Below are 26,146 nucleotides of genomic sequence, written 5' to 3' on the forward strand. Positions count from 1 at the left end.
TCCTGGGCAGGGTCAGGCGAGGCTGTCGCGCCAGGCCCGGTGCAGGTCCGCGAACCGGCCGGTGCCGGCGATGAGTTCGGCAGGGCTGCCGTCCTCGACGATCCGCCCGTGCTCCATGACGAGCACCCGGTCGGCGATCTCCACGGTCGACAGCCGGTGCGCGATCACCACCGCCGTACGGCCCTTCAACACCGTCGCCATCGCCGCCTGCACGGCCCGCTCGCCGGGGACGTCGAGCGAGCTGGTCGCCTCGTCGAGGATCAGCACCGCCGGATCGGCCAGCAACGCCCGTGCGAACGCCACGAGTTGACGCTGGCCCGCGGAGATACGGCCGCCCCGCTTGCGTACGTCCGTGTCGTAGCCGTCGGGCAGGGCGGCGATGAACTCGTGCGCGCCGATCGCCTTCGCCGCCCGCTCGATCTCCTCCCGGCTCGCGTCCGGCCGCCCGATGGCGATGTTCTCGGCGACCGTGCCGGAGAACAGGAACGCCTCCTGCGTCACCATGACCACCCCGCGCCGCAGTTCGGGCACGCCCAGCTCGCGCAGGTCGACGCCGTCGAGCAGCACCCGTCCCGCGGAGGGGTCGTAGAAGCGGGCCAGCAGCTTGGCCAGCGTGGACTTGCCGGCGCCGGTGGAGCCGACCACGGCGACCGTCTGCCCGGCGGGCAGGGTGAGGTCGAAGCGGGGCAGGACCTCGCCGCCGGTGCGGTAGCCGAAGGCGACCTGGTCGAAGACGACCTCGCGGCCGGGCAGGTCGCCGCGGTGCGCCGGGAGTTCGCGGGGCGCGGCCGGCTCGGGCACGGACGGCGTCTGGGCGAGCAGCCCCGCGATCTTCTCCAGCGAGGCGGCCGCCGACTGGTAGGAGTTGAGGAACATGCCGAGCCGGTCGATGGGGTCGTACAGCCGCCGCAGATAGAGCACCGCCGCCGCCAGCACGCCCAGCGCCAGCGAGTCGTCCGCCACCCGGAAGGCGCCCCACAGCACGATCGCCGCGACCGCGGTGTTGGCGACCAGCCGCGACCCGACGACATACCGGGCCATCTCGAGGATGGAGTCGCCGTTGACCCGCTCGTGCCGCTGGTTCAGGGCCCCGAAGTCGGCGTCGTTGACGGCCTCGCGGCGGAACGCGCGCACCGGCCGGATGCCGTTCATCGTCTCCACGAACTTCACGATCACGCTCGCGATCGCCGTGGACCGCACCTGGAACACCCGCCCGGCCCGCCGCTGGTACAGGCGTACGAGCAGGTACAGCGGCACGAACGAGACCACCGCGACCGCCCCGAGGCCCAGATCCAGCCAGAGCAGCATCGACGAGATGTAGACGAAGGACAGGATGACCGTCACCAGCTCCTGCAGGCCCTCGCTGAGCAGTTCGCGCAGCGACTCCACGTCCGTGGTCGAGCGGGAGATGAGCCGGCCCGAGGTGTAGCGCTCGTGGAAGTCGACGCTGAGCGCCTGGGCGTGCCGGAAGATCCGGCCGCGCAGATCCAGCAGCACGTCCTGGTTGACGCGCGCGGAGGCGATCAGGAACGCGTACTGCAGCGCGCCGGAGACCAGCGCGCACAGCAGATAGCCGACGCCCACCGCGATCAGCGGCCCGTGGTCGTCGGCCCGGAAGGCGGGCACGGCACGGTCGATGGCGTACGCCACCAGCAGCGGGCCCGTCTGCACCGCCGCCTGCTGGAGCAGCAGCAGGACGGTGGTGAGGGCGACGCGCGCCTTCATGGGAGCGAGCAGCGAGCGCAGCAGGGCGGCGGTGGCGCCGGGCGGGCTGGGCAGGACGTCACGGTCGAACACGTCGTCGGCGGTTCCGGGGGCGCCCGGGGCGCCGGAGGTTCCGGTGGCCTCGGGGGCGTCGGTGGCTTCGCCGTGGAGAAGGTCCCGTTCGTCGTCGTCGGCGGTGGGGGAGGACGTGGCGGGGGCGGTCATCGGTCGTCCTCCTGGCGGCCGGATCCTGACATGAGGTGGGCGTACTCGGCGTTGGTGCGCAGCAGTTCGTGATGGGCGCCCACGGCCGTGATCCGGCCGCCGGACAGCAGGGCGACCCGGTCGGCGAGGAGCACGGTGGACGGGCGGTGGGCCACGATCAGCGCGGTGGTGTCGGCGAGGACCCGGCGCAGCGCGGCCTCCACGGCGGCCTCCGTGTGCACGTCGAGCGCGGACAGCGGATCGTCCAGCACCAGGAACCGGGGGCGGCCGACCACGGCTCTGGCCAGCGCCAGCCGCTGCCGCTGCCCGCCGGAGAGACTGAGCCCCTGCTCGCCGACCTGCGTGTCCGTGCCCTGCGGCAGCGCGTGCACGAACGCGGCCTGCGCCACGCCGAGCGCCCGCTCCAGCTCTTCGGCGCCGGCCTGGTCGTCGGCGCCCATCAGCACGTTCTCGCCGACGGTCGCGGAGAAGAGGGTGGGCTCCTCGAAGGCGACGGCCACCTTCTCGCGCAGTTCCTCGCGGGGCATGGCGGTGACGTCCGCGCCGTCGAGGGTGATGCGTCCGGCGGTCGCCTCGTGCAGCCGGGGGACGAGCGCGGTCAGCGTGGTCTTGCCGCTCCCGGTGGCCCCGACGAGGGCCATCGACTCGCCCGGCCGGATGTGCAGGTCGACGCCGTCGAGGATGGGCGCGGAGTCGGGGGAGGCGTCGGGATAGCGGAAGACGACACCGTCGAACCGCAGGCCGCCGTCGGCGGAACCCCCCTGAGCCCCCTGTTCCTCAGCCCCCTGTTCCTCCGGCTCCCCCTGTTCCTCCGGCCGCTCGTCCATCACCTCGAAGTACCGCTCCGTCGCCGTGGCCGCCTCCTGGCTCATCGCCAGGAGGAAGCCGATGGAGTCGACCGGCCAGCGCAGGGCGAGGGCCGTGGAGAGGAAGGCGACCAGGGTGCCCGCGGACAGCTCCCCGTCCGCCACCTGTACGGCGCCCAGCACCAGCGCCGCTCCGATCGCCACCTCCGGGAGCGTCACGATGACGGCCCAGATGGTGGCCAGCAGCCGCGCCTTGCGCAGCTCCGTGCCGCGCAGGGTCTGGGACAGCCTGCGGAACGCCCGCGCCTGGCTGCGGTGCCGGCCGAACCCCTTGACGATCCTGATGCCGAGCACGCTCTCCTCGACGACCGTGGTCAGGTCCCCGACCTGGTCCTGAGCGCGCCGCGCCACCAGCGCGTACCGGTTCTCGAAGATCACGCACATCACGACGACGGGCAGGGCGGGCCCCAGGATCACCAGCCCCAGCGTCCAGTCCTGAAGCAGCATGATGATCACGCCGATGAGGATCGTCACCCCGTTGACCAGCAGGAACGTCAACGGGAAGGCGAGGAACATACGCACCAGCATCAGATCGGTGGTGGCCCGGGACAGCAGCTGCCCCGAAGCCCACCGGTCGTGGAACGCCACCGGCAGCCGCTGCAGATGCCGGTACAGATCGGCCCGCATCTCCGCCTCGACATGCGCCAGCGGGCGCGCCACCAGCACGCGCCGCATCCCGAACAGGCCCGCCTCCGCGACGCCGAGGAGCAGCAGACACAGCCCGCCCAGCCAGACCCCCGCCGTGTCCCGGTCGGCGACCGGCCCGTCCACCATCCACTTCAGGACGAGCGGGATCACCAGCCCCGTACAGGAGGCGACGACGGCGACGACCGCGGCGGTGAACAGCCGCACCCGCACGGGCCGCACATACGGCCACAGCCGCAGCAGGGTGCGCAGGGCGGAACGGTCGGAACGGTCCTGGGGGGCGCTGGTCGCGGGTGTCGTGGGCATCACCGCGAGCCTACGGACCGGCACTGACAACGCCCACCGAGTTTTGGCCGGACCCGGCTCGGCCGCTGGTCCTACGACCTGCGTGTTCGAGGAGTCGGCCGAGAATCCGCCGAGGTTCTGCCGAGGGTCGTAGCGCCGCATCCACCGATCGGCTGATGCCCGTTCGAGCGAGGTGGTCGATGTGCGGACCCGGCCCTCCCCGCAACGCTGGTGCCATGCCCGTCATCGAAGTCACCGACCTGCGCAAGTCCTACGACGGCCGTGCGGTCGTCGACGGCGTCTCCTTCGCCGTCCAGGAAGGCGAGATCTTCGGGATCCTCGGCCCCAACGGCGCCGGCAAGACCACCACCGTGGAGTGCGTCGAGGGCCTGCGCGTCCCCGACGCGGGCCGGGTCAGGGTCACCGGCCTCGACCCCGTCGCCGACCACGAGAAGGTCGCCCGCGTCCTCGGGGCCCAGCTCCAGGAGAGCGAGCTCCAGGCCAAGCTCACCGTCCGCGAGGCCCTGGAGCTGTACGCGGCCTTCTACCCGCACCCCGCGGACTGGAGGCCGCTGGCCGAACGCCTCGGCCTGACCGACAGGCTCACCACCCGCTTCGCGAAGCTCTCCGGCGGCCAGAAGCAGCGCCTGTTCATCGCGCTCGCCCTCATCGGCGACCCCCGGGTCGTCGTCCTCGACGAACTGACCACCGGGCTCGACCCGCGCGCCCGCCGCGACACCTGGCAGCTCATCGAGGACGTCCGGGCGAGCGGGGTCACCGTCCTGCTCGTCACCCACTTCATGGAGGAGGCGCAGCGCCTGTGCGACCGGATCGCCGTGATCGACCAGGGCCGGGTGGCCGCCCTGGACACCCCGTCAGGGCTGATCCGGCGTTCGGCGGGCTCCACCGTCATCAGCTTCACACCCTCCGCGCCGCTGGACGAGGGCGACCTGAACGCGCTGCCCGCGCTCGTGTCGGTCGAGCACAAGGACGGCCGGATCACGCTGGCCGGCACCGACGAGACCGTCAACGCCGTCATCACGCTGCTCGCCCGGGGCCACATCACCGCCCACCAACTCCGCGTGTCCGACGCCACGTTGGACGACGCGTTCCTGGACCTGACGGAGGTCACCGCATGAACACCGCCGTCCTGCGCACCGAGTTGCACCTCTTCCGCCGCGAACCGGGCGCCCTCTTCTGGATCCTGGCGTTCCCCACCCTGCTCCTGGTGATCCTGGGCTCCATCCCGTCCTTCCGCCACCACCAGGCAGACCTGGGCGGCCTGCGCACGATCGACGTGTACGTCCCGGTGGCCGTGCTCCTCGGCATGATCGTCGGCGCGTTGCAGTCGATGCCGCAGAACATCACCGGCTATCGCGAGCGCGGCATCCTGCGCCGTATGTCCACCACTCCGGTACGCCCGTCCGCCCTGCTGTCCGCGCAGATGCTGGTCCACGGCGCGGCGGCCCTGGCCTCCGCCCTGTCCGCCCTCGTGGTGGGCCGCCTCGCCTTCGCCGTACGACTGCCGAAGCAGCCCTACGGCTATCTCCTCGCCCTGCTCCTCGCGATCCTGGCCGCGCTCGCGCTGGGCGCGGTGGTCTCCGCGCTCTCCCGCACGACGAAGATCGCGGGCGCGATCGGGACGGCGGTGTTCTTCCCGATGATGTTCTGCGCGGGCGTGTGGATCCCGGTGCAGTCGATGCCGGATCTGCTCGCCCGGATCGTCGGCTGCACCCCGTTCGGCGCCGCCGCGCAGGCCCTGAACCGGGCGGCGGCGGGCGACTGGCCGGGCTGGGCGCACCTGGGGGCGCTGGTGGCCTGGACGGTGCTGCTCACGGCCGGCGCCTCGCGCTGGTTCCGCTGGGAGTAGGGGACGGGCCGTGCAGACTGGGGACATGAACGCGGCGGACAGGCAGATCGAGCGGCGCTGGGAGCAGGTGCACAACTGGGGGCCGTACGGACTGCTCGGCGTCAGCGTCGTCCTCGGGGCCGTCAGCAGCGGCCAGATGGACGGCCCCCTCGAGTGGGAGGTGGACGCGGGCCTGGTCGCCGCCGCGATCGTGCTCCAGCTGTGGTGGAACGGCACCCGCAACCGTCGGACCGGCCGCGGCCGGGTCCCGTCCCGGGCCGGGACGGCGTACTACGTCGTCCGCTGGGCGATCGCCTTCACGCTCACCTGGAGCAACCCGTTCTTCGCGTTCTACGCGGCCACCGGCTACATGGACGCCGACGAGCTGATCCCGGGCATGTGGCGGCGGCTCGGGCTGTTCGCCAGCGCCGTCACCGTGGCCGGCGCGCAGTGCGGCGGGCTGCCGCCGAAGAGCGCGACCCAGTGGATCGCGTTCGGCGGGCTCCTGGTCGCCAACTCCGGCCTGCAGACGGTGGTCGCCCACCTCACCGAGCAGGAGGAACGGCGTTCCCGCGAGCGGGCCGAGACCATCTCGGAACTCGAACGCACCAACACGGCGCTCCAGCAGGCCCTGGACGAGAACGCCGCCCTTCACGCCCAACTCCTCGTCCAGGCGCGGGAGGCGGGTGTCGCCGACGAGCGCAGACGGCTGGCAGGCGAGATCCACGACACCATCGCCCAGGGCTTGACCGGCGTCATCGCCCAGCTGCAAGTCGTGGCGAACGCACCGGACTTGACGATCGCCCGCATGCACCTCGACCGTGCCTCCGCGCTCGCCCGGCACAGCCTCGGCGAGGCCCGCCGCTCGGTGCACAACCTCGCCCCCGTCGCGCTGGCCGACGACGGTCTGTCCGAGGCGCTGAAGAAGACGGTCGCCGAATGGGCCGAACGAACCGGCGTACGCGGCGAGTTCACCGTGACCGGAACGGCCGAGCAGCTCCACGACGAGGTCGCGGCGACCCTCCTGCGCATCGTCCAGGAGGCCCTGTCCAACGCCTCCCGCCACGCGCAGGCCGCCCGGGTCGGCGTCACCCTCTCCTTCCTGGGCGACGAGGTCATCCTCGACGTCCGCGACGACGGCCGCGGCTTCGAGCCGGACGCCGTCCCCGAACGCACCCGCGCCGGCGGCTTCGGCCTCGACGGCATGCGGGCCCGCGCCGAACGCATCGCCGGCACCCTCGCCGTCGAGGCCGAGCCGGGTCACGGCACGGCGGTCTCGGCTCGCGTACCGTTGATCCGCGATGACCGATGACGTGACCGACGACGTGACCGACGACGATGTGATCACCCTGCTGATCGTCGACGACCACCCCGTCGTACGGGACGGTCTGCGCGGCATGTTCGAGTCCGCCCCCGGCTTCACGGTCGTGGGCGAGGCGGCGAACGGGGTGGAGGCGCTCGCGCGGGCCGAGGTCCTGGACCCGGACGTGGTCCTGATGGACCTGCGGATGCCGGGCGGGGGAGGCGTGGACGCCATCCGGGAGCTGACCCGCCGGGCCGCCCGCGCGAAGGTCCTCGTCCTGACCACGTACGACACGGACTCCGACACCCTCCCCGCGATCGAGGCGGGGGCGACGGGCTATCTGCTGAAGGACGCCCCACGCGACGAACTGTTCACCGCGGTCCGCGCGGCCGCCGAGGGCCGTACCGTCCTCTCCCCGGCCGTCGCCTCCCGCCTGGTCTCCGCGGTCCGCACCCCGCGCACACCCGCCGGCGAGCCCCTCTCCGCCCGCGAGCGCGAGGTCCTGACCCTGGTCGCCCGGGGCACGTCGAACCGCGAGATCGCCCGCGACCTGTTCATCAGCGAGGCCACCGTGAAGACCCATCTCACCCATCTGTACGCGAAGTTGGGCGTCAACGACCGCGCGGCGGCGGTCGCGGCGGCGTACGAGCGCGGGATCCTCGGGCGGGGCGAGGCATGAGCGAGACAGCCCTGCGCTGGCTGGCCGAGCGCGGTGTCGTACGTGCGGGAGACGGCTGGGCCGAAGTCGAAGCCGACGGGAAAGCCGACGCAGTTGCCGAAGTCGACGAACCGCACCGCCTGTTGACCGCGAACGAGGTCGCGCACGGCTGGGTGGCCGAGGTGTTCGCCGACGACGAGCTGACCCCCGCCGACCAGGTCCGCCTCGCCTTCGGGCTGCTGGACCTCCTCGACGACTACTGGGTGATGTGCGAGATCCGCTTCGAGGACCGGGGCCCGGACGGGCCCCTGCCGGCCGATGTGCTCTGGGACGGCTGCCGTCGGCGGCTGGAGGCGGAGCGGGACGCCGAGCCCGTCGCCCACGCGCTGTGGGCCGACTGGTTCGAGGACCGCCAGACCTCCGCGACCGCGTTCGCGGAGGTGCTCGGCCGTGACATCGACGGCCTCCTCACGGATTCGTCGGAGGCCCTGCTGCGCCGGGCCCGCCGGGTCCTGGCCTGCTCCGGCCCGGTGCCCTGGCCGGCGAAGGCGGCGGCCTACGACACGGCGGCCCGCCTCCCCGCCCTCCGACAGGCCCTCTTCCAAGGCCTGTTGGCCTGCTATCACGACGTCTACGGCGACCTGGACCCAGCCGCCGCCCTGGTCCTCCTCGCCCGGCTGGACCTCCCCCCGGACACCCCGCACCTCGCCGCACTCCACGCCGTGCTCACCGGGGGGCACACGAACCACCACCGCAGTCCGCACGCCTGGGCCGCTCAGCTGTCGTAGGGCAGCAGCCCGCTCGCGATCCGCTCCCACGCCGACCTCAACTCGGCGAGCAGCTCCGGGCGGTCCGGGGCGAGGTCGGCCTGTTCGCGCAGGTCGGCCCCGAGGTCGTAGAGGTGGTCGTCGCCTTCGGAGTCCTGGTAGTACTTCCAGTCGCCGCGCCTGAGGGCCCGGTTGGCCCGCACCCGCCAGAACAGGTCCCGCTCGGGCGGCTTCTCGCCCTTCAGCAGATAGCCCGCGAGACTGGCGCCGTCCAGGGGATACGCCGGGTCGGGCCGGGCCCCGGCCAGCTCCAGCAGGGTCGCGGTCCAGTCGGGGGAGATGTTCGGCGCGTGACTGACCTGGCCGCCGTCGATGCGGTGCGGCCAGCGCACGATGGTGGGCACCCGGATGCCGCCCTCCTGGAGCACGAACTTCTCGCCGCTCAGCGGCCAGAGGTACGACCAGCGCTCGCCGCCGTTGTCGCTGGCGAAGTACACCACCGTGTTCTCCTCCTGCCCGGACCGGCGCAGCGCCGCCAGCACCTCGCCGACCGACGCGTCGAGGCTCTCCACCATCTGCGTGTACTTCGCGACCGAGCCGCCGTCGTAGTGGTTGAGGGCGTTGGAGACCTCCGCCTGGCTCTTCGCGGCGCGGATCTTCGCGGCGATCTCGGCGCCGGTCTCGGCGTCCTCCTCGCTCAGCCACGGCCAGTGCGGGGTGGTGAAGTTGAGGTTCAGCAGCCAGGGCTTGTCGTGCCTGCGGCCGACGTACTCCACCGCCCGCTCGGTCAGGACCTGTGTGTAGTAGCGCAGGTCCTGGTAGGTCGCGTCGCCCTCGTAGAGGTCGTAGTCGCCGAGCTGGCCGAGCTTGGAGAAGTACTCCAGCACACCCCCGTGGTTGCCGAAGAACTCGTCCCAACCCGACTTCGTGGGGCTGTAGTCGGGCAGCCAGCCGCAGTGCCACTTGCCGATCAGGGCGGTCGAGTAGCCCGCCTTCCTGAGGAGGGAGGCGAGGGTGGGGTGGCTGGGGTCCAACCCCTGGCTCCTGTTGGCGACGGGCTCGGCCAACCCGCCCTTCGTACGACCCGGATAGCGCCCGGTGTACAGGCTGAACCGGGTCGGGGAGCAGGTCGCCGACCCCGAGTACGCGTCGGTGAACCGCACCCCCTGCCGGGCCAGCCGGTCCAGGTTCGGCGTCTTGATGTGCGGGGCGCCGTAGGAGGAGAGGTCGGCCCAGCCGAGGTCGTCGCCCAGGATGACCAGGAAGTTGGGGCGACCGGCGGCGGAGGAGGCCGTACGGGCCTGGAAGGGGCGCTCGGCGGGAGCGGCCTCGGCGGCAGCGGTCGTAGCGGCGACGGCGGTGACGGCGCCGCCGCCGACGAGACCACCGAAGGCACGACGGGATATTTCGGGCATACGAGGTCCTTGCGCGGAAGGCGACGGAAGTCGGCGGACGGCATGGGGGGAGCGCGTGACCTCAGTGTGATCAACCGGCCGGACGCCTGCCCAGGCATCCGGCCGGAGTTCACGCGCCTGAAACATCGCCCCGGTCGCCCCCTCGGTGTGCTCCCGGCCGACCCTCAACGAGCCCTCAGCCGATCCTCAGCAACAACACCGCCCGCGCCGGCACCGTGATCGCCTCCCCCGCCCGGTGCACCGCCTCCGGCGCCTCCTCCTGTTCCTCGCGGGACGTGTCGACGACCACCTCGTACCGCTGCGCCCAGGGCGGCCCCGGCAGGACGAAGCTCACCGGACGGTCGCCCGCGTGCAGCAGGGCGAGGAAGCTGTCGTCGGTGATCGGGGCCCCGCGTTCGTCCCGGCCCGGGATGTCCCGGCCGGAGAGGTACATGCCGAGCGTGGCGGCGGGGGCGTACCAGTCCCGTTCCGTCATCTCGGTGCCCCGCGCCGTGAACCAGGCCAGGTCCCGCAGGCCGTCCGCCGAGTGCGCCCGCCCGGAGAAGAAGGCGCGGCGGCGCAGGACCGGGTGGCGGTGGCGCAGGGCGATCAGCCGCGAGGTCAGGTCGTACAGCGCCCGCCAGCCGGGGTCCTCCAGCAGCCCCCAGTCCACCCAGCTGATCTCGCTGTCCTGGCAGTAGGCGTTGTTGTTGCCCCGCTGGGTGCGTCCGAACTCGTCGCCCGCGACCAGCATCGGCACGCCCGTCGACAGCAGCAATGTCGTGAGCAGGTTGCGCAGCTGGCGTCGGCGCAGGGCCGTCACCTGCTCGTCGTCCGTCTCCCCTTCGGTCCCGCAGTTCCAGGCGCGGTTGTCGTCGGTGCCGTCCCGGTTGCCCTCGCCGTTGGCCTCGTTGTGCTTGCGTTCGTAGGACACCAGGTCGCGCAGGGTGAAGCCGTCGTGGGCCGTGACGAAGTTGACGGAGGCGTACGGCCGTCGCCCGCCCCACGCGTACAGGTCGCTCGACCCCGACAGCCGGTAGCCCATCTCCCGGACGTCCGGCAGCGCGTGCCGCCAGAAGTCGCGCACGGCGTTGCGGTAGCGGTCGTTCCACTCCGTCCACAGGGGCGGGAAGGCTCCCACCTGGTAGCCGCCGGAGCCCACGTCCCACGGCTCGGCGATCAGCTTCACCCGGCGCAGCACCGGGTCCTGCGCGATCACCGCGAGGAACGGCGACAGCATGTCGACGTCGTGCATGGAGCGGGCCAGCGCCGCCGCCAGGTCGAAGCGGAAGCCGTCGACGCCCATCTCCGTCACCCAGTAGCGCAGCGAGTCGGTGATCAGGCGGAGGACATGCGGCTGCACGACGTGCAGGGTGTTGCCGCAGCCCGTGTAGTCCGCGTATCTGCGGGCGTCCGACTGGAGGCGGTAGTAGCCCTTGTTGTCGATGCCCTTCAGCGACAGCGTCGGGCCCAGCTCGCCCGCCTCCGCCGTGTGGTTGTACACCACGTCGAGGATGACCTCGATCCCGGCCGCGTGCAGTGCGCGCACCATCCGCTTGAACTCGCCGACCTGCTGTCCCGTCGTGCCGGAGGAGGCGTAGCCGGCGTGCGGGGCGAAGTAGCCGATGGAGTTGTAGCCCCAGTAGTTCTTCAGCCCTCGGCGCAGCAGATGGTCCTCGTGCGCGAACTGGTGGACCGGCAGCAGCTCCACCGCCGTCACGCCGAGGCCCACCAGGTGCTCGACCGCCGCCGGGTGCGCGAGGCCCGCGTAGGTGCCGCGGAGCTCCTGCGGGATGCCCGGGTGCAGTCGGGTGAAGCCCTTGACGTGCAGCTCGTAGATGACCGAGTCCGCCCACGGCGTCTTCGGGCGGCGGTCGTCGGCCCAGTCGTCGTCATCGTGGACGACGACCCCCTTGGGGACGTACGGCGCCGAGTCCCGTTCGTCGCGCACGGTGTCCGCGACCTGCTGCTGCGGCCAGTCGCGGACATGCCCGTACACCTCGGGCGGCAGCCCGAACTCGCCGTCGACGGCCCGCGCGTACGGGTCCAGGAGCAGCTTCGCGGGGTTCCAGCGGCCCCCGGTCCACGGGTCCCAGCGGCCGTGCACCCGGAAGCCGTAGCGCTGGCCCGGCATGACCCCCGGCACGAAGCCGTGCCAGATCTCGTGGGTGAGCTCGGTCAGCGGGGCCCGGGTCTCGCGGCCCGACTCGTCGAACAGGCACAGCTCGACCGCCTCCGCGCCGCCTGCCCACAGCGCGAAGTTGGTCCCCGCGACCCCGTCGGGGCCGACCCGGAAGCGGGCCCCCAGCGGCATCGGAGCGCCCGGCCACACGGGCACACCGGGCACCTTGTGGGACACCCCGTTCACGGCGGTGTCCGGCGTGGCGCGCTCCTGGGCCACCGCCTTCTGCTCGGCTGCGCTGGACACCGTTCCGCCTCCCGCGGCTCGTGGAACGACGTGGGAGAAGAGCGTACGGCGTCCCGGCCGCCGCCCTCCGTCGTGTCGTCCTCCCCCCAGTTCTGCCCATCGCGTGCCTCGCACTCACGTTTCCCCCGAGCGGGCCCGATCGTTGGACACCTCGTGAGGCATGGGCAGAGGCATGAACAGAGGTTCGGGCGGACGCAGGGGCCGGGGCGCGCGCGGCGCGCGGGGGTCGCACTGGCCGCCGTACTGGCATGGGCGGGGCTGCTGGCGGGGGCCGCCGGCTGCACGGCTGAGGGCGGCGGCGGGCTCGACCGGATGCTCGGCGGGCCTCCGGCCGCCGAGGACGTCATCCGCATCGCCCCGGAGGACGGCGCCAAGGGCGTGCGCCCCGAGGACGCGCTGCGGGTGCGGGTGCCGGACGGGCGGCTGGAGTCGGTGAAGGTGGTGAAGTCCCAGGACGCCCAGGAGTCGCCGGTCGCCGGCCGCGTCTCCGCCGACGGGCTGAGCTGGCGGCCGGACGGCGAACGGCTCGCGCTCGCCGCCCGCTACACGGTCGACGTCGTCGCGGTCGACGGCGACGGCCGCCGCTCCGCCCGGCACGCGGCCTTCACCACCTACGTCCCCGACCAGCGCTTCATCGGCTACGTCGCCCCGGAGAACCGCTCCACCGTCGGCGCCGGGATGATCGTCTCCCTGGACTTCAACCAGGAGATCGCCGACCGGGCGGCCGTGGAGCGCGCCGTCCAGGTGACCGCCGACCCGCCCGTCGAGATCCGCCCCCACTGGTTCGGCACCGCACGCCTCGACTTCCGCCCCCGGCGCTACTGGAAGCCCGGCACCCGGGTCACCGTCGCCCTCAAGCTGCGGGACGTGGAGGGCGCGCCCGGCGTCTACGGGCTCCAGTACAAGACGTTCTCCTTCACCGTCGGCCGCAGCCAGGTCTCCCTCGTCGACGCGGCCCGGCACACCATGCAGGTCCGGCGCGACGGAGCGCTGCTGGCCACCGTGCCCATCACGGCCGGGTCGCCGAAGAACACGACGTACAACGGCAAGATGGTGGTCAGCGAGATGTTCGAGCTGACCCGGATGAACGGCGCGACGGTCGGCTTCAAGAAGAAGAACGGAAAGGGCGAGTACGACATCCCGGACGTACCGCACGCCATGCGCCTGACCGACTCCGGCACCTTCCTGCACGGCAACTACTGGGCCGACGACGACGTCTTCGGCGCGTCCAACGTCAGCCACGGCTGCGTGGGTCTCAGGGACGTCAAGGGCGGCGGTTCGGGCACGCCCGCGGGCTGGTTCTTCGACCGCTCGCTCGTCGGCGACGTCGTCGAGGTCGTCCACAGCAAGGACAAGACGGTCGCCCCCGACAACGGGCTCGGCGGCTGGAACATGAGCTGGAGGGAGTGGACCGCGGGCGGCGCCGCGAAATGATCCCTCTCGCCGAGGCAACCATCCCCGCGATCACATAGTCCTAGTTGCGACAGAACGGTGACATTCACCTGACACGGTACTCAAATCCGTGCGGTTAATATGCGCCAGTGATCGCGCGGCGGGCGCGGGGGTGGGGGCCTGACCAGGCCCTGCGAGGGGAGAACGACGTGAACGTGCGACCGATATCGGGGGCGGCCGACCGGCGCCCGAGTGGCCGCAACAAGGGCATGGCCGTGATCGTCGGGGGGCTGCTGCTCGCCGTCACGGCATGCGGCGGGGGCGGCGGTTCGGACTCCGGTTCGGACGCCAAGGACAAGGCCAAGGACAGCACGACGGCCGCCCAGAGCAAGCAGTCGGTGGCGACCGTCACCATCGCGCCCAAGGCCGGCGCGACCGACGTCGACACCAGCGGCGCCCTGAAGGTCACCGCGGCCAAGGGCAAGCTGACCGAGGTGGTCGTCAAGGACGACAAGGGCACGACCGTCTCGGGGGCGATCTCCGCGGACGGCGCGGGCTGGACGCCCGCCACGCACCTGGCCGCCTCGACCAAGTACCAGGTGCACGCGGTCGCCAAGGACTCCGAGGGCCGTACGGCCGCCGAGGACTCCACCTTCACCACGCTCAGCCCGCAGAACACCTTCATCGGCAACTTCACGCCGGAGGACGGTTCCAAGGTCGGCGTCGGCATGCCGTTCTCGGTGCGCTTCACCCGGGGCATCACCAAGCCCGAGGACGTCGAGAAGGCCATCGAGATCAAGACCGAGCCGGCCGTCGACGTCGAGGGGCACTGGTTCGGCAACGACCGCCTCGACTTCCGGCCCGAGAAGTACTGGAAGGCCGGCACCAAGGTCACGGTGAAGCTGAACCTCGACGGCGTCGAGGGCCGCAAGGGCGTCTACGGCAAGCAGTCCAAGACCGTCTCCTTCACCATCGGCCGCGACCAGGTGTCCGTCGTGGACGCCAAGAAGCACACGATGAAGGTCATGCAGGAGGGCAAGGTCGTCAAGACCATCCCGGTCACCACCGGCAAGCCCGGCTACGCCACCTGGAACGGCCAGATGGTCATGAGCGAGAAGTTCACCGTGACCCGGATGAACGGCGACACGGTCGGCTACGACGGCGAGTACGACATCAAGGACGTCCCGCACGCCATCCGGCTGACCGACTCCGGCACGTTCGTGCACGGCAACTACTGGGGCGGCGGCGCCTTCGGCAACTACAACGCCAGCCATGGCTGCATCGGCCTGCGGGACGTGCGCGGCGGCTACGACAGCTCCGTCCCGGCCGCGTGGTTCTTCAACCACTCGATGGTCGGCGACGTGGTGGTCGTGAAGAACTCCACCGACCCGACGGTCGACCCGGCCAACGGCCTCAACGGCTGGAACATCCCCTGGGCGGAGTGGAAGAAGTAACTCTTCCGCGACTGCGGGCCCGGCGGCGTCCTGTGACGGACGGCACCGGGCCCGTCGGCGTTAGTGGTGGTTAACCTGCTGCCATGACCGTGAATCTCGAAGTCGCCGAAGGCGTCGGCACGATCCGCCTCGACCGCCCGCCCATGAACGCGCTGGACGTCGCCACCCAGGACCGGCTCAAGGAGCTCGCCGAGGAGGCGGGCCGGCGGGACGACGTACGCGCCGTCGTCGTCTACGGCGGGGAGAAGGTGTTCGCGGCGGGCGCGGACATCAAGGAGATGGAGGACATGGACCACACGGCGATGATCCTGCGTGCCCGCGCCCTGCAGGAGTCCTTCACGGCGGTGGCCCGCATCCCCAAGCCGGTCGTGGCCGCCGTGACGGGATACGCGCTGGGCGGCGGCTGCGAGCTCGCGCTGTGCGCGGACTTCCGGATCGCGGCGGACAACGCCAAGCTCGGCCAGCCGGAGATCCTGCTGGGCCTGATCCCCGGCGCCGGCGGCACCCAGCGCCTGGCCCGGCTGGTCGGCCCCTCCAAGGCCAAGGACCTCATCTTCACGGGCCGCATGGTGAAGGCGGACGAGGCGCTGACGCTGGGCCTGGTGGACCGGGTGGTCCCGGCCGCCGAGGTGTACGCCGAGGCGCACGCGTGGGCCGCGAAGCTGGCGCAGGGCCCGGCGATCGCGCTGCGCGCGGCCAAGGAGGCGATCGACGCCGGTCTGGAGACGGACATCGAGACGGGTCTCACGGTCGAACGGAACTGGTTCGCCGGACTGTTCGCGACGGCGGACCGGGAGATCGGCATGCGGAGCTTCGTGGAAGAGGGACCGGGCAAGGCCAAGTTCCAGTGAAGCGTGTCGCCTTGTGCGCGAGAGATGTGTCTCCTTGATCGTGTGAGACACATCTCCTGTGAACTCCCCGGAATCACTTGCAATTGACGCGATGTCTCATCCGGGTCCCTCGATGGGGCGGTTTATGGAAACCTTAAGGCGACCTTAAGCCTGCCTTGTCGAGGGAGCGTGTCGATTGCCTCTGGAGGAGTCGTCACCGCAGGTCAGGGACCCTTTATCGGGTTATGAACTGCCTCTGGCATATGTCTGAGGACTGCTGTGCAGCGCTGATTTCGCGGGGGCGCATTCCCCGGGAACGGCCCCGGAGGCCGCCTCCTGCGGCCATGATGGGGGCATGGCGGGGCTGGAGGGCATGGATCAGCCGCGGGGACAGGGCCGTGCGACCGCGGCGCGCTGGTCGCCTGCGGTCGAGGACGAACGGGCGCTCAAGGCGCTGGAGTTGTTCGGCAATCCGACGGAGGGTGAAGTTCCGTTGCCGTCCCGCCCCGAGTCCGCCGCCACCGCCCGCCGACTGGCCCAGGTCGTCGTCCTGCGTCAGTGGGGACTGACCCCCAAGATGACGGAGGACGCGGTCCTGCTCGTCTCCGAGCTCGTCGGCAACGCCGTACGCCACACCGGGGCCCGGGTCTTCGGCCTGCGGATGCGCCGTCGGCGCGGCTGGATCCGCGTCGAGGTCCGCGACCCCTCCCGCGGGCTGCCGTGTCTGATGCCGGTGCAGGAACTCGACGTCAGCGGCCGGGGCCTGTTCCTAGTCGACAAGCTCTCCGACCGCTGGGGCGTCGACCTGCTGCCGCGGGGGAAGACGACCTGGTTCGAGATGCGCGTCGCGGACCGCTAGGGCCGGTCCGGCGGACCTCCGGGGCCTACGGCCAGGACCTCCGGGGCCTACGGCCAGGACCTCCGGCGGCTGAGGGCGCTCGACGCCCGCTCTGGCCGCCGACCGGGTGAATGGGCTGTTTTCCAGGACTTTGCCCCTTAAATGGGACGGGTGACTTCGACCGACCGCCGTGCCGCGCTGCGGGCGGGCGCCGGGCTCGTCGCCGGGGGTGCGTTCGCGGCCGCGTGCTCGCCCTCCGGGACCCCGTCCGGTTCCCCCTCCGGCTCCTCTTCTGGTTCCCCGTCCGGATCCTTCTCCGGCGCCGCCGTCCACCACGCCCCCGCCCCCACTTCCCCCGCCCCCGCCTCCCGGGCCCCCGCCCGCCCCCTCGCCGCCCCCGCCCCCCGCGCCTTCCCCGGCCAGCCCGCCCAGATCGCCCACGGTCCCCGCGACCACGCCCGTGTCGCCCTCACCTTCCACGGCCAGGGCGAACCGGCCGTCGCCCACGCCCTCCTCGGCGAGGCCGAACGGCACGGCGCCCAGGTCACCGTCCTGGCCGTCGGGACCTGGCTCGACGCACACCCCGACCTCGCCCGCCGCGTCCTGGACGGCGGCCACGACCTCGGCAACCACACCCAACGCCACCTCGACGTCAACGCCATGTCCGAGGCCGAGGCGGGGGCCGAGATCACCGGGTGCGCCGAGCGGCTGCGCAGACTCACCGGGTCCATCGGCACCTGGTTCCGGCCCTCCCGGGCCACCCGCGCCTCCCCCCTCGTCGAGACGCTGGCCCGCCGCGCCGGCTACCCGCACGTCCTCTCCTACGACGTCGACTCCCTCGACTTCACCTCGCCCGGCGCCCCCGCCGTCGCCCGCAACGTCCTCGGCGGGATCCGCAACGGATCCGTCGTGAGCCTGCACTTCGGGTACCCGGACACGGTCGCCGCGCTCCCCGCCGTACTGGACGAACTCGACCGCCGCGGACTGCGCGCGGTCACTGCCACGGAGCTGTTCAGCTGATGCGCCAGATGCACCGCAACCTCGTGAGAAGCACCCTGCTCGCGGGCGTCGTCCTCGCCGTCCTCGCCGCCTGCGGCACCGAGGGCAAGGGCGGGGCGAGCAAGGAGGGGACGGCCAAGGCCACCAAGGCCGCCGTCCCCGCCCCGGCCGAGCGGAAGCAGACCGTCCGGGGCCTGCCCGGCATGCCGCCGGTCCTCGACCCCAAGGACGTCTACGCCGCCGACCGCCCCGACAAGCTCTCCCCGGTCGTCAAGGACTTCCCCTCCCGCGTCTACGTCCCCAACACCGAGTCCGACACCGTCTCCGTCATCGACCCCAGGACGTACGAGGTCATCGACACGATCCACGTCGGCCACCAGCCCCAACACGTCGTCCCCTCCTGGGACTTGAAGACGCTCTGGGTCAACAACAACCGCGGACACACCCTCACCCCCATCGACCCGCGAACGGGCAGGGCCGGCAAGCCGGTCGAGGTGCACGACCCGTACAACCTCTACTTCACGCCCAACGGCAGGTACGCCGTCGTCATGGCCTCCCTCGACCGCGAACTCGTCTTCCGCGACCCGCACACCATGAAGCGGATCAAGACCGTGCCGGTCACCTGCTACGGCGTCAACCACGCCGACTTCTCCCTCGACGGGAGGTACTTCATCGTGTCCTGCGAGTTCAGCGGCGAACTGCTGAAGGTCGACACCGAGAAGATGAAGGTCGTGGCGCAGCAGAAACTGCCCTTCAAGGGCGCCATGCCCCAGGACGTGAAGGTCTCGCCCGACGGCAAGCGGTTCTACGTCGCGGACATGATGGCCGACGGCATGTGGATCGTGGACGGCGACACCTTCGGCAAGCCCGGCTTCCTCCCCACCGGCAAGGGCTGCCACGGGCTCTACGTCAGCCGCGACTCCCGTGTGATGTACGTCTCCAACCGCGGCGAGGGCACCGTCTCCGTCTTCGACTTCGCCCGGCGCAAGGTGACCAGGAAGTGGCGCCTGCCCGACGGCGGCAGCCCCGACATGGGCGGCGTCTCGGCGGACGGCAAGGTCCTGTGGCTGTCCGGACGCTACGACTCCGAGGTGTACGCCATCGACACCCGCACCGGCCGCCAGCTCGCCCGCATCGAGGTCGGCGGCGGCCCGCACGGCCTCGCCGTCTACCCGCAGCCCGGCCGCTACTCCCTCGGTCACACCGGCGTCTTCCGCTGACGCGGACCGCCCCTACCCGGCGCCGAGCAGCAGCGCCTCCGCGCCGACGGGCAGATAGCCGGCCGCCTGGAACGCCCGCATGCTGCGGGCGTTCCCCGGCGCGACCTGCGCCCACAGCGGCTCGCCCCCGGCCAGCTGCCGCGCCGCGGTCACCAGGGCCCGGCCCAGCCCCCGGTGCCGTACTCCCTCCTCCACCTCGACGGAGACCTCCAGCCGCCCCGCGATCCCGCGGCCCAGCACCAGGACGCCGCCCTCCGTCGTCCAGGCGCGCACGTCGTCGCGCCGCCTTCGGGCGTACACGATCCGCGGATGCTCGCCGTCCGTGATCTCCTTCAGCGGGAGCGGCGGCTCGCCCGGCAGGGGAGAGCCCACCAGCATCGCGTCGATCGTCTCGGCCGTACGCCCCGTCCGCTCGAGCAGGGCCGTCAGGAACCGCGGGTTCATCGGCGCCGCGAGGGCGTCGCAGGGCACGGCGGCCAGCGTGTCGTACACCCACTGCGGATCCTCGTCCGTGAAGACGACCGCGTGGGCGGTGAATGCGAACACGCCCGCGTCCCGGTCGGACGCCTGCGGCACGACGGTCGTAGCGCCGTCCGCCGGTGGGAGGACACCCCGTGCGACCGCGTCGAGAATGTCCTGAAGGGTCTCCACCACCGTGCTCCTTGAGTCTCCACCCACTGGAAGGACCACACTCACACACGTGATCGACGACGGCACCGGACTTTTCACCATCGGCGAGCTGGCCCGCTCGACCGGACTGACCGTGCGCACCATCCGCTACTGGTCCGACGAGGGCGTCCTGACCCCCGTGGCCCGCTCGACCGGCGGCTACCGCCTGTACGACGCCGAGTCCGCCGCCCGGCTGGAACTGATCCGCACCCTGCGCGAACTGGGCCTCGGCCTGCTCGACGTGCGCCGGGTGCTGGCCGGGGAGCGGACCGTCGCGGAGGTCGCGGCGGCCCATGTGGTCGCGCTGGACGCACAGATCCGCTCGCTCAGGGTGACCCGTGCGGTGCTGTCGAGCGTGGCACGGCGTGACTCGAGCGCGGAGGAGACGACCCTGATGAACAGACTGGCACGGCTGTCGGCGGCCGAACGGCGACGGATCGTCGACGACTTCACGGCCGAGATCTTCGACGGGCTCGACACCCTCGACCCCGACGTCCGCACCCGGCTGCGCTTCGCCGCGGCGGATCTGCCGGACGATCCGACGCCCGAGCAGGTGGACGCCTGGGTGGAGCTCGCCGAGATGATCCAGGACCCGGAGTTCCGGGCGCTGATGCGCAGAACGGTCGAGTTCAACACGGTCGACCGCCGGCCGGACCTCCCGGCGGGCACCTCCCTGTGGTTCATCGGCAGGCTGGTGCACGCCGGGGGCGAGGCGCTGCGCCAGGGCCTTGCCCCCGACGCGCCCGCGGCCGGGGACGTCCTGCGCGACCTGCTCGGCGCCGCGGACCGGGCCGCCGTACTGGAGCGGCTGACCGCCGCGTCGAGCGGACGGGTCGCCCGTTACCGCGAGTTGTCGGCCGTAGTGAACGGTCTGGGCAGCCAGCCGTCGTACGAGGAGGAGTTCTCCTGGGTGGTCGCTGCGCTGCGCTCCGACGCGGGCCGTTAATCTGACCTGCGTCAGTACGACGGCAAGCTACGAAAAAGGGGCGGAATCGGTGGCCGACATCGAAGAGGCGCGCAAGCAGTTCCAGCGGATCGACACGGACGGTGACGGCTTCATCACCGCAGCCGAGTTCAAGGCCGCCCTGGCCCAGGAAGGCGACTGGAACGTCACCGAGTCGGTCGCCGAGGCGATCATCAAGACCCGTGACCTCAACGGGGACAAGGTGCTCTCGTTCGACGAGTTCTGGGCGTACCTCAGCAAGTGACGTGATGTGACGCTGTGTTGCATGAAGGGGCGCCCCGCGGGATGCGGGGCGCCCCTTCGTCATGCCCGGCGCTCGATGCGCACGCTCCAGCGGCCGCCGTGCCGCTGAAGGGTCAGGGGCAGGTCGAAGCACGCGCCGACCCGGTCGCCGGTGAGGACCTCGGCCGCCGGACCCTGGGCGAGCGCACGGCCCTCGCGCAGCAGCAGGGCGTGGGTGGTGCCCGTGGGCAGCTCCTCCAGGTGGTGGGTGACCAGGACGGTCGCCAGGCCCGGATGCTCCTCGCGCAGGGTGTCCAGCGCGTCGATCAGCCGCTCGCGGCCCGGCAGGTCCAGACCCGTCGCCGGTTCGTCGAGCAGCAGCAGCCGCGGCTCCGGCATCAGTGCGCGGGCGATCAGAGTCCGGCCGCGCTGGCCCTGCGAGAGCGTCGGCCAGCGCGCCGCGCGGCGGTCGGCCAGGCCCAGCGTGTCGATCAGCCGGTCGGCCCGCGCCTCCTGCGCCGGGGTCGCACGCCAACGGGGAAGCGGCGCGACGGAGTTGGTCAGCCCGGTCAGGACGACGTCCCGCACCCGCAGCGGTTCGGTGAGCGGGTGGCGAGGGTCGACGTGTCCCACGTACGCCCGCAGCTCGCGGACGTCCACGCGGCCGAGGCGGCGGCCCAGCACCTCCACCGTGCCCCGCGTCGGGTGGACCAGTGCGCCGAGCAGGCTGAGCAGGGTGGACTTCCCGGCGCCGTTGGCCCCGAGGAGGGCCCAGTGCTCGCCGGCCCGCACGGTCAGCGACACCTCCTGGAGCAGGGGCCGCCCCTCGCGCACGACGTGCACGTCCTCGGCGCACAGCACCTCCGGCGCCCCCGGCCCCGGTCTCGGCCCCGCCTCCGGTCCAGGCCTCGCCCCCGCCCCCTTCCTCACCGCACCGCCCGGTCGACCGCCGACAGCACGGCCTGCGCGGAGGCCGCCGGGCCTGTGCCCGCGCCCCAGGCGGTGACGCCGTTCACCCGGCACTCGGCGTAGGCGACCGTGCCGTCCGGGGTCGGGTGCTCGACGTGCTCCAGGACGTCGACGTGGTGGGCGCCCAGGTCCACGGGGGCGTCCACCACGTACGTCACCAGGAACAGCTCGTACAGCTGCTTCGCCGTGAGCTCGCGTCCGCTGTCGTCCGCCGCCTCCTGGACGACCCGGGAGAAGTCCGGCCGCATGCGCGACGGCAGGTCGAGGCCGTGGTGCGTGTGCAGGAGATACGCCACTCCGCCCTTCCCCGACTGGGAGTTGACCCGGATCACCGCTTCGTAGGACCTGCCCACGTCCGCCGGGTCGATCGGCAGATACGGCACCGACCAGGGCGCCTGCGCCGCCGGGACCCCCAACTCGGCCGCCCTGCGGGCATGGTGGGCGAGGCCCTTGCCGATCGCGTCCTGGTGGGTGCCGGAGAACGCGGTGTGGACCAGCTCCCCGGCGTAGGGGTGACGGGGGTGGACCGGCAGGCGGTTGCAGTGCTCGACGGTGTTCCGGACGGCGTCGAGGTCGCTGAAGTCGACCATGGGATCGACGCCTTGGGAGTAGAGGTTGAGGGCCAGGGTCACCAGGTCGACGTTGCCGGTGCGCTCCCCGTTGCCGAACAGGCAGCCCTCCACCCGCTGGGCCCCGGCCAGCACCGCGAGCTCGGCGCAGGCGACGCCGGTGCCGCGGTCGTTGTGCGGGTGCACCGAGAGGATCACGCTGTCCCGGCGGGCGAGGTTGCGGTGCAGGTACTCGATCTGGTCGGCGTAGACGTTGGGCGTGGCGATCTCGACCGTCGCCGGGAGGTTGTGCGTGACCGGGCGGTCGGCGCTCGCGTCCCACAACTCCGTGAGCCCGTCGCAGAGTTCGAGGACGAAGTCGGGTTCGGTGAGGTTGAAGGTCTCGGGCGAGAACTGGAAGCGGACGGACCCGGGCGAGGCGAGGGAGGAGGCGCGTCGCGCCATGCGCTCGGCGGCCTCGCGGACGGTCCGCCACACCTGGTCGCGGTCCCGGCCCAGGACGACGTCCCGCCACACCGGCGAGGTCGCGATGTACAGATGGACGACGGCCCGGGGCAGCCCCTCGATCGCCTCGAAGGTGCGGTCGATCAACTCGGAGCGGGCCGGGGTGAACACGACCGGCGTGACGTCGTCGGGGACGGCGTCGGCGGCCGCCAGGCGGCGTACGAAGTCGAAGTCGGCGCGGCTCGCGGAGGGATAGCCCACCTCGATCTCCTTGAAGCCGGTCGCGACCAGCAGGTCGAAGAAGCGGCCCTTGCGGGTCGTGTCCATCGGCTCGGCGAGCGCCTGGTTGCCGTCGCGCAGATCGACGGGGACCCAGAGAGGGGCGCGCTCGATGCGGGCGGAGGGCCAGCTCCTGTCGACGACAGGCACGTTCACCCGCTCGTGGAAGGGGCGGTAGCGGTGGTGGGGCATGGGGCCGGGGCGCTGCGGGTTGCGGAAGGTCGTGGTCAACGGTCGCCGCCTTGCGGGTCGCGGAACGTCATGCCGGGTACGCTAGTCACTCCTCAGGTCCTCAGACAAGTGAGAATGTCCCTGTGAAGATGGTGAAGAAGTGACCCCCCTCGGACCCGTCCGTCCCAGCCCCCTGGTCGAACAGGTCGTGGACCGCCTGCGCGAGCAGATCGCGGGCGGACAGTGGCCCGTCGGCACCCGGCTGCCCGGCGAGACCACTCTCGCGAAGGAGCTCGGCGTCGGCCGCTCCACCGTCCGGGAGGCGGTGCGCTCCCTGACCGGCGCGGGCCTCGTCCGGCCCCGGCAGGGCGCGGGCGTCTTCGTCGTCGCGACCGAGCCCGTCGAGGACTGGCCCACCCGGCTGCGGCGGGCCGCGGTGGCGGACGTCTACGAGGTCCGCATGGCGGTCGAGGTGCACGCGGCCCGGCTCGCCGCGGCCCGCCGCACCCCGCAGGACGTCACCGCGATCGAGGAGGCGCTGGCCGGCCGCCGTGCCGCTTCGACGGCCGACGACGCGGCCTTCGTCGAGGCCGACATCGCCTTCCACGCGGCCGTGGTCGCCGCCGCCCACAACCCCGTGCTCGCGGACCTGTTCGGGGAGTTCGTCCCGGTGCTGCGCAAGGGCCTCGTCGACTATCTGGCCCTGACCGGACTGCGCGCCGACGACCCCGACACCGGGGACGACGCCCACGAGGCGCTCGCCCGCGCGATCGTCGCAGGCGACGCGCCGACCGCCGCGGAGGTGCTGCGCGGGGAACTGGAGGACCCCTTCGGGCAGGAGGACCGCTTCGGGCAGGCGGACCCCTTTGGGCAGGAGGGTGCTTTCGGCCAAGTAGGTCCCCTTGGACGGGAGGCGGAATAGCTCGTGACGGGGCGAGGTTGACGCCAGCCAGACGCATGCGCGTGCATCGAATGCATCGATTCTGGGAACACCGATTCCGGGAAGGCAAGGCCTGTCATGAAGATCGGCATCATCGGCGCGGGCAACATCGGCGGCAACCTCACCCGGCGGCTCACCGCCGTCGGCCATGACGTCTCCGTGGCGAACTCGCGCGGACCGCAGACGCTCAAGGACCTGGCCGAGGAGACGGGCGCGACCCCCGTCACCGTCGAGGAGGCGGCACGCGGCGCGGAGGTCGTGGTGATCACGGTCCCGACCAAGGCGGTCCCGAACCTGCCGGGCGGCATCCTCGACGGCGCGGCCGACGACGTGGCCGTCATCGACACGAACAACTACTACCCGCAGCAGCGCGACGGCCGGATCGCCGAGATCGAGGACGAGGGCATCACCGAGAGCCGCTGGACGGAGCGCCGGATCGGCCACCCCGTGATCAAGGCCTTCAACGGCACCTACGCCCAGGACATCCTGGACCGCCCGCGCCCCGCCGGCGCCGCCGACCGCATCGCGCTGCCGGTGGCCGGCGACGACGCGGTGGCGAAGGCGAAGGTGCGGGCCCTGATCGACGAGATCGGCTTCGACACCGTCGACGCCGGCGGCATCGACGACTCCTGGCGCCAGCAGCCCGACACCCCTGTCTACGGTCTCCAGGCCGGCGTCGAGGCGGTCACCCGCGCGCTGGCGGAGGCGAGCCCCGAGCGCCCGCAGGGGTTCCGCGGCTGACCCCGGAACCCGTCTTCGTCCCGGTGGCCGCCGGGGTTCACCCCCGACGGCCGCCGAGGAGTTCGGGGAGCGGGACAGAGGGCATCGGGGCGAGCGGGGTCTCGGGGAGAGCTTGGGCGGGGGTCTCGGCGAGGGGCTCGGCGGGGGCCTGGACGGGTACTTCGGTGGGGGCTTTCGTGAGGGCCTCGGCCGGCTCGGCCGGCTCGGTCCGCGGCAGGATGCGGTCCTCCCACCAGGACAGGCCCAGCACGGTGACGAGCAGGACGAAGGGGGTCGAGGCCGGAACGATCAGTGCGTACATGTGTATCGCCTGTCGGGAAGCGCGTGCGACGCGGCGGGCAGCGCGAGAGCGCCCGCGTGAGGCGCATCGATGCTGTGCCGGGATCGAGGGGCGGATTCCGGCGCCGATGCGCGAGGTGCGCCCCCGAAGGAGCGCGAGAGGTGATCGACGCTGCCGGGGGCTGGGGCCGTACCGTGCACGCTAGCCCTCGCCGTACTCGCCGGACAGACGGCAAGTGGCCATCCGGCTCCGCCGGAAGACGCGGACACGGGTCGCTATCCGTGCCGTCTGGATGGCGCTACGCTGCTGGAACAGGCCCTGGCCCCCGGCACGTGATGCGTTCTCCCGCTCCGGGAAGGCCCGCCGTGTTCGTTCTGCTTCTTCTTCCGATCGTGGTCATGTTCGGCCTCGGCTTCCTCCACCCCGTCTGGTGGATCGCCGCGGGCCTGCTGGCCTTCGGCGCCACCCGCTACGGCCGCGATCGTGGCGGAGGGTGGATCCGTGGTGACGGTTCCGACGACCGGGAGTACCGGGACTACGAGCACCGCCGGGATCGCCAGGACCGTTGGGACCGCCGCTACAGCCGCCGGAACCGGGCACGTTGGAGGCGCGAGGACCGCAGGGACCGTGAACGGCGGGGCTGATCGCCGAGGGGGATCACTCGGAGGATCACCAGGGCCTCGCGGCGGCCGATGAAGTCGCCCGGCGTCCGGCGAGGTTTCAACTCTTCAATGCGGGCGAGTCGTTGAACATGTCCAGACGTTACGGCGGAAGCCCCGTGGGGACCGTCATCTCCATCATCGCGGATATCGCGGCACTGATCCTGATCCTGTGGATCGTGTTCTACCTGTTGGACGCCAACACCGCCAACAGCGCGGTCGACTGGGTCCACGACTCGGCGTACTGGCTCTCGGGCTGGTCGCACGACCTGTTCACCATCCACTCCGACAACTGGCGCACCGTGGTCACCTACGGACTGCCCGCTGTCGTCTACCTGTTCATCGGTCACGCGGTGGCCGGCCGGGTCAGCCGGACCTAGCC

Annotated in this window: 25 protein-coding genes; 17 read left to right on the plus strand and 8 right to left on the minus strand. The window is 72.0% G+C overall.

Translation table 11 applies throughout. From position 1 onward, the window contains the following. Nucleotides 1–12 precede the first annotated feature (12 nt). On the minus strand, nucleotides 13–1,929 hold the full coding sequence (locus OG562_RS29740) for an ABC transporter ATP-binding protein (protein ID WP_266403260.1): 1,917 nt from the start codon (nucleotides 1,927–1,929) through the stop codon (nucleotides 13–15). Continuing rightward, nucleotides 1,926–3,746, minus strand: a complete 1,821-nt coding sequence (locus tag OG562_RS29745; protein WP_266403263.1) for an ABC transporter ATP-binding protein — start codon at nucleotides 3,744–3,746, stop codon at nucleotides 1,926–1,928. The genes OG562_RS29740 and OG562_RS29745 overlap by 4 nt, the downstream gene beginning before the upstream one ends. A 215-nt stretch (nucleotides 3,747–3,961) precedes the next feature. Between OG562_RS29745 and OG562_RS29750 the strand changes: the two genes are divergently transcribed. Genes OG562_RS29750 through OG562_RS29770 form a run of 5 tightly spaced genes read left to right on the plus strand, consistent with a single transcriptional unit; the run spans nucleotide 3,962 to nucleotide 8,323 of the window. After that, entirely contained in the window at nucleotides 3,962–4,864 is a 903-nt protein-coding gene (locus tag OG562_RS29750; RefSeq protein WP_266403265.1) for an ABC transporter ATP-binding protein, read from the plus strand. Further along, nucleotides 4,861–5,595: an ABC transporter permease gene (locus OG562_RS29755; protein ID WP_266403268.1), complete on the plus strand. Its 735-nt coding sequence runs from the start codon at nucleotides 4,861–4,863 to the stop codon at nucleotides 5,593–5,595. The genes OG562_RS29750 and OG562_RS29755 overlap by 4 nt, the downstream gene beginning before the upstream one ends. 25 nt (nucleotides 5,596–5,620) lie before the next feature. Further along, on the plus strand, nucleotides 5,621–6,886 hold the full coding sequence (locus tag OG562_RS29760; RefSeq protein ID WP_266403270.1) for a sensor histidine kinase: 1,266 nt from the start codon (nucleotides 5,621–5,623) through the stop codon (nucleotides 6,884–6,886). Continuing rightward, the gene (locus OG562_RS29765; protein WP_323187570.1) at nucleotides 6,876–7,556 is read left to right on the plus strand and encodes a response regulator transcription factor; all 681 of its coding nucleotides are present in this window, start codon (nucleotides 6,876–6,878) and stop codon (nucleotides 7,554–7,556) included. The genes OG562_RS29760 and OG562_RS29765 overlap by 11 nt, the downstream gene beginning before the upstream one ends. Next, complete coding sequence (locus OG562_RS29770; RefSeq protein WP_266403273.1) at nucleotides 7,553–8,323, plus strand: hypothetical protein; 771 nt, start codon at nucleotides 7,553–7,555, stop codon at nucleotides 8,321–8,323. Before OG562_RS29765 ends, OG562_RS29770 begins: the two co-directional genes overlap by 4 nt. On the opposite strand, the gene OG562_RS29775 is transcribed toward OG562_RS29770, so the two are convergent. Further along, the gene (locus OG562_RS29775) at nucleotides 8,311–9,717 is read right to left on the minus strand and encodes a sulfatase (RefSeq protein ID WP_266403275.1); all 1,407 of its coding nucleotides are present in this window, start codon (nucleotides 9,715–9,717) and stop codon (nucleotides 8,311–8,313) included. The genes OG562_RS29770 and OG562_RS29775 overlap by 13 nt on opposite strands. Nucleotides 9,718–9,892: 175 nt before the next feature. Next, complete coding sequence (gene glgX, locus OG562_RS29780; protein WP_266403277.1) at nucleotides 9,893–12,124, minus strand: glycogen debranching protein GlgX; 2,232 nt, start codon at nucleotides 12,122–12,124, stop codon at nucleotides 9,893–9,895. 153 nt (nucleotides 12,125–12,277) lie between these two features. Here glgX and OG562_RS29785 point away from each other — a divergent pair, with 153 nt between their 5' ends. The 6 genes from OG562_RS29785 (at nucleotide 12,278) to OG562_RS29810 (ending at nucleotide 18,857) form a co-directional block, all read left to right on the plus strand. Beyond that, entirely contained in the window at nucleotides 12,278–13,558 is a 1,281-nt protein-coding gene (locus OG562_RS29785) for an Ig-like domain-containing protein (protein ID WP_266403280.1), read from the plus strand. A 227-nt stretch (nucleotides 13,559–13,785) separates the two neighbouring features. Then, nucleotides 13,786–14,970 carry an Ig-like domain-containing protein gene (locus OG562_RS29790; RefSeq protein ID WP_266409613.1) on the plus strand — a complete coding sequence of 395 codons (1,185 nt, stop codon included), beginning with the start codon at nucleotides 13,786–13,788 and terminating at the stop codon, nucleotides 14,968–14,970. An 83-nt stretch (nucleotides 14,971–15,053) separates the two neighbouring features. Further along, on the plus strand, nucleotides 15,054–15,821 hold the full coding sequence (locus OG562_RS29795) for an enoyl-CoA hydratase/isomerase family protein (RefSeq protein ID WP_266403282.1): 768 nt from the start codon (nucleotides 15,054–15,056) through the stop codon (nucleotides 15,819–15,821). A gap of 334 nt (nucleotides 15,822–16,155) precedes the next feature. Beyond that, a complete protein-coding gene (locus OG562_RS29800; RefSeq protein WP_266403284.1) occupies nucleotides 16,156–16,659 on the plus strand; it encodes an ATP-binding protein in 504 nt (167 codons plus the stop codon). A gap of 141 nt (nucleotides 16,660–16,800) precedes the next feature. Then, entirely contained in the window at nucleotides 16,801–17,658 is an 858-nt protein-coding gene (locus OG562_RS29805; protein WP_266403287.1) for a polysaccharide deacetylase family protein, read from the plus strand. A gap of 8 nt (nucleotides 17,659–17,666) precedes the next feature. Next, nucleotides 17,667–18,857 (plus strand): YncE family protein, encoded by a 1,191-nt coding sequence (locus OG562_RS29810; RefSeq protein WP_266409614.1) that lies wholly within the window; start codon nucleotides 17,667–17,669, stop codon nucleotides 18,855–18,857. Nucleotides 18,858–18,869: 12 nt separating this feature from the next. Here the strand turns inward: OG562_RS29810 and OG562_RS29815 are convergent, their stop codons facing one another. Further along, nucleotides 18,870–19,508: a GNAT family N-acetyltransferase gene (locus OG562_RS29815; RefSeq protein ID WP_266403289.1), complete on the minus strand. Its 639-nt coding sequence runs from the start codon at nucleotides 19,506–19,508 to the stop codon at nucleotides 18,870–18,872. Nucleotides 19,509–19,557: 49 nt separating this feature from the next. Between OG562_RS29815 and OG562_RS29820 the strand changes: the two genes are divergently transcribed. Together OG562_RS29820 and OG562_RS29825 are read left to right on the plus strand one after the other, a co-directional pair. Beyond that, complete coding sequence (locus tag OG562_RS29820) at nucleotides 19,558–20,472, plus strand: MerR family transcriptional regulator (protein WP_266403291.1); 915 nt, start codon at nucleotides 19,558–19,560, stop codon at nucleotides 20,470–20,472. 49 nt (nucleotides 20,473–20,521) lie between these two features. Beyond that, the gene (locus OG562_RS29825; protein ID WP_266403294.1) at nucleotides 20,522–20,734 is read left to right on the plus strand and encodes an EF-hand domain-containing protein; all 213 of its coding nucleotides are present in this window, start codon (nucleotides 20,522–20,524) and stop codon (nucleotides 20,732–20,734) included. Between the two features lie 59 nt (nucleotides 20,735–20,793). Here the strand turns inward: OG562_RS29825 and OG562_RS29830 are convergent, their stop codons facing one another. Beyond that, entirely contained in the window at nucleotides 20,794–21,573 is a 780-nt protein-coding gene (locus tag OG562_RS29830; RefSeq protein WP_266403297.1) for an ABC transporter ATP-binding protein, read from the minus strand. Between the two features lie 65 nt (nucleotides 21,574–21,638). Then, the gene (locus OG562_RS29835; RefSeq protein ID WP_266409615.1) at nucleotides 21,639–23,165 is read right to left on the minus strand and encodes a 2-isopropylmalate synthase; all 1,527 of its coding nucleotides are present in this window, start codon (nucleotides 23,163–23,165) and stop codon (nucleotides 21,639–21,641) included. Nucleotides 23,166–23,304: 139 nt separating this feature from the next. On the opposite strand from OG562_RS29835, the gene OG562_RS29840 reads away from it, so the two are divergent. Then, nucleotides 23,305–24,066, plus strand: a complete 762-nt coding sequence (locus OG562_RS29840; protein WP_266403299.1) for a FadR/GntR family transcriptional regulator — start codon at nucleotides 23,305–23,307, stop codon at nucleotides 24,064–24,066. Between the two features lie 96 nt (nucleotides 24,067–24,162). Next, a complete protein-coding gene (locus OG562_RS29845; protein ID WP_266403301.1) occupies nucleotides 24,163–24,825 on the plus strand; it encodes an NADPH-dependent F420 reductase in 663 nt (220 codons plus the stop codon). Nucleotides 24,826–24,862: 37 nt separating this feature from the next. On the opposite strand, the gene OG562_RS29850 is transcribed toward OG562_RS29845, so the two are convergent. Continuing rightward, nucleotides 24,863–25,126, minus strand: a complete 264-nt coding sequence (locus tag OG562_RS29850; RefSeq protein WP_266403303.1) for a hypothetical protein — start codon at nucleotides 25,124–25,126, stop codon at nucleotides 24,863–24,865. 344 nt (nucleotides 25,127–25,470) lie between these two features. Here OG562_RS29850 and OG562_RS29855 point away from each other — a divergent pair, with 344 nt between their 5' ends. After that, a complete protein-coding gene (locus tag OG562_RS29855; protein ID WP_266403306.1) occupies nucleotides 25,471–25,749 on the plus strand; it encodes a hypothetical protein in 279 nt (92 codons plus the stop codon). A 107-nt stretch (nucleotides 25,750–25,856) separates the two neighbouring features. Next, nucleotides 25,857–26,144, plus strand: a complete 288-nt coding sequence (locus tag OG562_RS29860) for a hypothetical protein (protein WP_266403309.1) — start codon at nucleotides 25,857–25,859, stop codon at nucleotides 26,142–26,144. Nucleotides 26,145–26,146 lie beyond the last annotated feature (2 nt).

Origin of the sequence: Streptomyces sp. NBC_01275 (genome assembly GCF_026340655.1) — a bacterium.
Taxonomy (GTDB): domain Bacteria; phylum Actinomycetota; class Actinomycetes; order Streptomycetales; family Streptomycetaceae; genus Streptomyces.